Origin of the sequence: Thermococcus sp., from assembly GCF_027012695.1 — an archaeon.
In the GTDB taxonomy this organism is placed as follows: domain Archaea; phylum Methanobacteriota_B; class Thermococci; order Thermococcales; family Thermococcaceae; genus Thermococcus.
This window is the reverse complement of the sequence record NZ_JALUYR010000008.1, coordinates 1-5,585: the sequence shown is the minus strand read 5'-3', so window position 1 is coordinate 5,585 and position 5,585 is coordinate 1. Positions and strand designations below refer to the sequence as shown.

Below are 5,585 nucleotides of genomic sequence, written 5' to 3'. Positions count from 1 at the left end.
TTGGCAATGGGTGCAACCTTCGCCGGAGTGGCACTCCCACTTCTCAAGCCCGCAGTCAAGGGCGACGTCGAGGGCGTCATAAAAATCCTTAGGAGGTACATCGAGGAGATAAGGAACGCGATGTTTCTGGTAGGTGCTAAGAACGTCGAGGAGCTCAGGAAGGTCCCGCTCGTGATTACGGGCTTCACCCGGGAGTGGCTCGAGCAGAGGATTGACCTTCCCTCCTACCTCCGAAGGGGTAGGCTCTGACTTTCTTCTCCCCCGAAATGCACACCTTTTTAAACCCCCCGTCCGAGTAGAAACCAGCGCAGCCCCACGCCTCAAAAGGGGCCTGGGGCGGGAGGATGATGCGGATGATACGAATCTACACGATCAGCGGTTACGAGGAAGTCGGCAAGAACATGACCGCCGTCGGCTACACCAACGGTGGCAGGGAGGAGGTCGTTATAATCGATATGGGGATAAGGCTCGACCGCGTCCTGATCCACGAAGATGTAAACATCCAGGAGTTTCCAGCGAAGGAACTCCAGAAGCTCGGCGCTATCCCGGATGATTCTATCCTAAGGGACAAGAAGGTCGTGGCGATAGTCCTCACCCACGGCCACCTCGACCACATCGGAGCGATAGGAAAGCTCGCGCCCCACTACCCGGACGTGCCGGTCTACGGGACGCCCTACACTGTAAAGCTCGCCAAGAGTGAGGTCAAGAGCGAGAAGTACTTCGAGGTCAAGAACCCGATGTACGAGACGGCCTTTGGGGAGATAGTCCAGGTCAGTGAGAACATCGCAATAGAGTTCATCGGAGCCACCCATTCGATTCCCCAGGCGTCAATGATAGCAGTCCACACCCCCGACGGCACGGTTCTCCACACCGGTGACTTCAAGTTCGATAACAACAGCCCCCTCGGAGAGAGTCCTGACTACAAGCGCCTCAAAGAACTCGGGAAGGAGGGCGTTAAAGTCCTCATAGCCGAATCAACGCGCGTTGCAGAGCCAACCAAAACGCCGAGTGAAGCCGTTGCCCAGATGCTCCTCGAGGACTTCTTCCTCTACGAGGGCAGGGAAGCGGACGGCCTTATCGCGACAACTTTCGCTTCCCATATAGCCCGCCTCCAGGAGCTCATCTGGATAGCCAACAGGATGGGCAGGCAGGCGGTTTTCGTCGGTCGCTCCCTGGCTAAATACACAGGGATCGCGAAGCAGCTCGGCCTCATCAAGATGAAGGGGGCCAGAGCCGTTAGAAGTCCAAACGCCATCAAGAAGGTTCTGGCGGAGGTTTCTCAGGCAAGGGAGAACTACCTGTTGGTGGTTACCGGCCATCAGGGCGAGCCGGGGGCGGTCCTTACCAGAATGGCCAACGGGGAGCTCTACGACATAGGCAAGCGCGACACGGTCGTCTTCTCCGCCGGAACGATACCCAATCCCCTCAACAGAGCACAGCGCTACGTTCTGGAGACAAAACTCAGGATGAGGGGCGTTAGGATGATAAAGGACCTCCACGTTTCAGGACACGCAAGCAGGGAAGACCACCGCTACCTGCTGAGGATGCTCAACCCGGAGAACATCGTGCCGGCCCACGGCGAGTTCAGGATGCTCACCCACTACGCTGAACTCGCCGAGGAGGAGGGCTACATGATTGGAAGGGACGTCTTCGTCTCGAGGAACGGCTACACCGTCGAGATACCCGGAAAGGAGGGGCAAAGCTGATAAACTTTCCTCTCCTCTTCCATTTAGGTTGCCTCATCTTCACGGGGTGGTAGAATGGGAAAGCACGATGATCTGTTTGGAAGGATCAGGGCTAAAGCCAGGGACGTTGATGAGGTTATACTGGAACTCATTCCGGAGAAAGAACCGGTGGACCTCTACAGAGCGGCCAGGCACTATCCCCTCGCAGGTGGAAAGCGGGTTAGACCCTTTGTTGTCCTCCGCGCCGCTGAGGCGGTCGGCGGTGATCCGGAGAAGGCCCTCTATCCAGCGGCATCGGTCGAGTTCATCCACAACTACTCGCTGGTTCACGACGACATAATGGACATGGACGAGCTTAGGCGGGGAAGACCGACCGTCCACAAGCTCTGGGGAGTGAATATGGCGATCTTAGCGGGCGATCTTCTCTTCAGCAAGGCCTTCGAGGCGATAGCGAGGGCCGAGGTAAGCCCCGAGAAGAAGGCCAGAATCCTCGACGTTCTCGTAAGAACATCCAACATGCTCTGCGAGGGACAGGCTCTCGACATAGAGTTCGAGACGAGGAAAGAGGTTACGGTTGATGAGTACCTCAGAATGATAGCGGGCAAGACCGGGGCGCTCTTCCAGGGCTCGGCCGAGATAGGGGCGATAGTCGGCACTGATAACGAGGAGTATATTCAGGCCCTCTCAAAGTGGGGCATGAACGTGGGGGTAGCATTCCAGATATGGGACGATGTCCTTGACCTGATAGCCGACGAGGAGAAGCTGGGTAAACCCGTGGGAAGCGACATAAGGAAGGGGAAGAAGACGCTGATAGTTAGCCATTTCTTCCAGAACGCGAGCGATGAAGATAAGGCCGAATTCCTGAAGGTTTTCGGCAAATACGCCGGCGATGTGAAGGGCGACGCGCTGATACACGACGAGGAGGTGAAGGAAGAGGTCGCAAAGGCCATTGAGCTCCTCAAAAAGTACGGAAGCATTGACTACGCGGCAGAATACGCCAAGAACCTCGTCAGAGAGGCGAACGAGGCCTTAAAGATACTCCCGGAGAGCGAGGCGAGGAGGGATTTAGAGCTTCTCGCCGAGTTCCTGGTGGAGAGGGAGTTCTGATGGGGGAGCTGAGGCTCTCCGATTATTCCTCCGATGTTCTTATCCTCTCCTTTCTGCTGCTCTTCCTTTCTCCCCTGGCAGTGCCCTGGTTTGAAGTCTCGATAAGTTCTCCAGGTGATGCGCTCTACCTCCTCTTCCTCCCCTGGTTTCTGGTGGTTCCGCTCCATGAGGGACTTCACGTCCTCGCTGCCAGACTCCTGGGAGCCAGGGTTAGATTCGGCCTCACGACGATTAACAGGCTTGTTCTGGTGCCCTACGTGGCCATTGAGACTCCCCTACCGGCGAGAAAATACATCATCGTATCCCTCTCCCCTCTGATCCTTTCGTTAGCTGCCCTGACCCTTGCCTGGCTCCTCCACTCGAACTTCTGGGCGCTCGTTTACGTCTTCAACACAGCGGGAATGGCGGGCGACTTTCTTACAGCCCTCTCGCTCCTCAGAATACCCTCCGATGCTGAAGTCTTCGACGACGGAACGACCCTTCGCTCCGGTTCCGAAGTTCCTCTCCCTTACCCTTCGTGGGTTTCATCTGTCCTGAAGGCTGCGGTCATCTTGGTTTTTCTTGCCCTCATTCTCTTCGGTAGAATTGAAGTCGTCGTCGAGAGCGGCTAGCAAATCTTATAACTCCGTCACCTTAACCGTTCTCTGGTGAACAGAATGGCGCATTCGAAGTGGGGAGTTCTCTACATCATGAGCGCGGCGCTCTTCATAATGTTCATAGACACGACGATGATGAACGTCTCCATCAGCGCCCTCGTCAGAGACCTCGACACCACGGTGAGCGGTGTTCAGAGCGCGATAACGCTCTACGCACTCGTTATGGCGGCCTTTATGATAACCGGCGCGAAGCTGGCCGACATCTGGGGAACCAAAAAGGTCTTCTTCCGCGGATTGGTCATCTACACGATTGGAACGCTTATGGCGGCCTTCGCCCCCAACCTTCTCATCCTGATAATCGGCTGGTCGATCCTTGAAGGCATCGGCGCCTCGATGATGATGCCCGCTACCGTTACCTACATCACGAAGGCCTACACCGGTAAGGACAGGGCCTTCGCCTTCGGCGTCTGGGGCGGCGTCGGCGGTGCTGCTGCAGCCTTTGGCCCGATCATCGGCGGCTTCTTCACGACCTACATCACCTGGCGCCTCGGCTTCTTCATGGAGGCCTTTATTGCCGCTGGAATCTTCTACGGAATGAAGCTGCTCGCGGACTACAAGCCAGAGAGAAAAATCAAGCTCGACGTTGTTGGAGCGATCCTCGTCGGCGTTGGTCTGTTCCTGCTAACGCTCTCGGTTCTCATAATGGACCCGCTAACCAACCCGCCTGTCCTCCTGCTGATGGTCCTTGGCCTGCTAACCCTCTGGGCTTTCTGGAGGTACGAGAAGAAGCGCAAGGCCGAGGGGAAGGACGTTTTGATAGACGTGGACATCTTCAAGTCCAGGGTCTTCACCGCGGCCAACCTCGTCAGCCTCTTCTTCCAGATGACCCTCGCGGGGATAATGTTCACGGTTCCGGTATTCGTCCAGCAGTACCTCCACTACAACGCCATCCAGACGGGTTTCGTCGTCGTTCCTCTCTCGATAATGATGTTCATCTTCTCGATGGGCGGCCAGCGCTTTGCCAAATACCTCACACCCAAGCAGATAATCCAGCTCGGCATCGTTCTCACCTTCATCGGCCTCTACCTCCTCCTTCGCGTCCTCAAGCCCGGCGTCACCGGAAGCGACTTTGCCCTCGGACTGGCGTTTTATGGTACAGGCTTCGGCCTCATTTTCTCCCAGATAACCAACCTGGCGATGATGGGGGCGAGGCCAGAGCAGCAGGCCGACGCATCGGGAATCTTCAACGCCCAGAAGCAGTTCGGCCTCTCGCTGGGGACGGCTTTCATCGGTGCCGTCCTTGTCCTCGGCGTGATCCACAGCATAACGAGACAGATTTACGAGTCCGGGGTCTTTGAGGGGAGCAAGGAGCAGATAAAGGAAGCAGTGATCCAGTGGATACTCAAGATGCAGCAGGGTGAACTGACGATTCCGCCGGAGTACCACGAGGTGATACGCCGGATGGTTAACGTCTCTTTCATAGACGCCATGAAGACCTCCGTGATCTTCATGATGGCCATCCTGGTCATCAGCGCCCTGCTCTCCTTCCTGCTCCCGAAGGGTGAGAAGGCCGTTCAATGAGGAGCCAGCCGACGGGAGGGTGCTCGGTTCCTCTCTTCCACTTCTCGTAGGCTCTATCCCATCTTTTTAGAAGATCGACGCGCTTTCTCTCGTCTTTTATACCCTCCACGTATTTCCGAGGGATGTAGGCCAGGTAGTGAGGCAGGCCCGGCTCAAAGGTCCCGCTTTCGATTACCCTTCCTCCTGCTTTTTCTGCGAGTTCTTTGAGTTCCTCCATCGTTGGATAGTGCAGGTCGTCCTTCTCGCCAAAGAGCGCCTTGAATATTTCCTCGCGCAGGTTGTAGAGTTCCAAATGTGCCTCCTGCCTCCCGTTGTTCGCTACCGGCAGGCTCTCGGCTATGAAGACCATATCCGCAACGCGGAGCATCTCGGAGATGACTTTTATCATCGTCTCCTCTTTCTTCAGGCTCCTTATTCCGTGCACGAGGACGGCTAAATCGAAGACCTTAAACGGAAAGGGCAGTTCTCTCGCGTCGATCTTTAGGGGGATTATCCGGTGCTTGACGCCGGTGACTGAAGTTACCTCCTCGAAAAAGCGCCACCTTGATCTATCAATCGCCACAACGCGGCCGGTTTCGCCGACGAGATAGGCGAGTGGAACCGTCGTTAAGGCATG

The 5,585-nt window shown here is 56.2% G+C and carries 5 protein-coding genes and 1 pseudogene; 5 read left to right on the top strand and 1 reads right to left on the bottom strand.

Features of this window, described 5'->3' with window-relative positions:
* From MV985_RS00535 to MV985_RS00515, 5 genes and pseudogenes are all read left to right on the top strand, one after another.
* Positions 1–249: pseudogene (locus tag MV985_RS00535) on the top strand (alpha-hydroxy-acid oxidizing protein); the annotation flags it as partial.
* A gap of 104 nt (positions 250–353) precedes the next feature.
* Positions 354–1,706, top strand: coding sequence for an RNase J family beta-CASP ribonuclease (locus MV985_RS00530; protein WP_297458029.1), 1,353 nt, complete (start codon positions 354–356; stop codon positions 1,704–1,706).
* Between the two features lie 54 nt (positions 1,707–1,760).
* Positions 1,761–2,792 carry a polyprenyl synthetase family protein gene (locus tag MV985_RS00525; RefSeq protein ID WP_297458023.1) on the top strand — a complete coding sequence of 344 codons (1,032 nt, stop codon included), beginning with the start codon at positions 1,761–1,763 and terminating at the stop codon, positions 2,790–2,792.
* Entirely contained in the window at positions 2,792–3,403 is a 612-nt protein-coding gene (locus MV985_RS00520; protein WP_297458021.1) for a DUF3267 domain-containing protein, read from the top strand. Before MV985_RS00525 ends, MV985_RS00520 begins: the two co-directional genes overlap by 1 nt.
* Positions 3,404–3,448: 45 nt before the next feature.
* Complete coding sequence (locus tag MV985_RS00515; protein WP_297458027.1) at positions 3,449–4,969, top strand: MFS transporter; 1,521 nt, start codon at positions 3,449–3,451, stop codon at positions 4,967–4,969.
* On the opposite strand, the gene MV985_RS00510 is transcribed toward MV985_RS00515, so the two are convergent.
* Positions 4,917–5,585: class I SAM-dependent methyltransferase (locus tag MV985_RS00510; protein WP_297458019.1), on the bottom strand; the 669-nt coding region annotated here is incomplete at its 5' end. The genes MV985_RS00515 and MV985_RS00510 overlap by 53 nt on opposite strands.

Excerpts from the sequence above, each read along its gene's own strand:
- MV985_RS00530 (WP_297458029.1), top strand. The coding sequence starts at position 354 with ATGATACGAATCTACACGATCAGCGGTTACGAGGAAGTCGGCAAGAAC.
- MV985_RS00525 (WP_297458023.1), top strand. The coding sequence starts at position 1,761 with ATGGGAAAGCACGATGATCTGTTTGGAAGGATCAGGGCTAAAGCCAGG.
- MV985_RS00520 (WP_297458021.1), top strand. The coding sequence starts at position 2,792 with ATGGGGGAGCTGAGGCTCTCCGATTATTCCTCCGATGTTCTTATCCTC.
- MV985_RS00515 (WP_297458027.1), top strand. The coding sequence starts at position 3,449 with ATGGCGCATTCGAAGTGGGGAGTTCTCTACATCATGAGCGCGGCGCTC.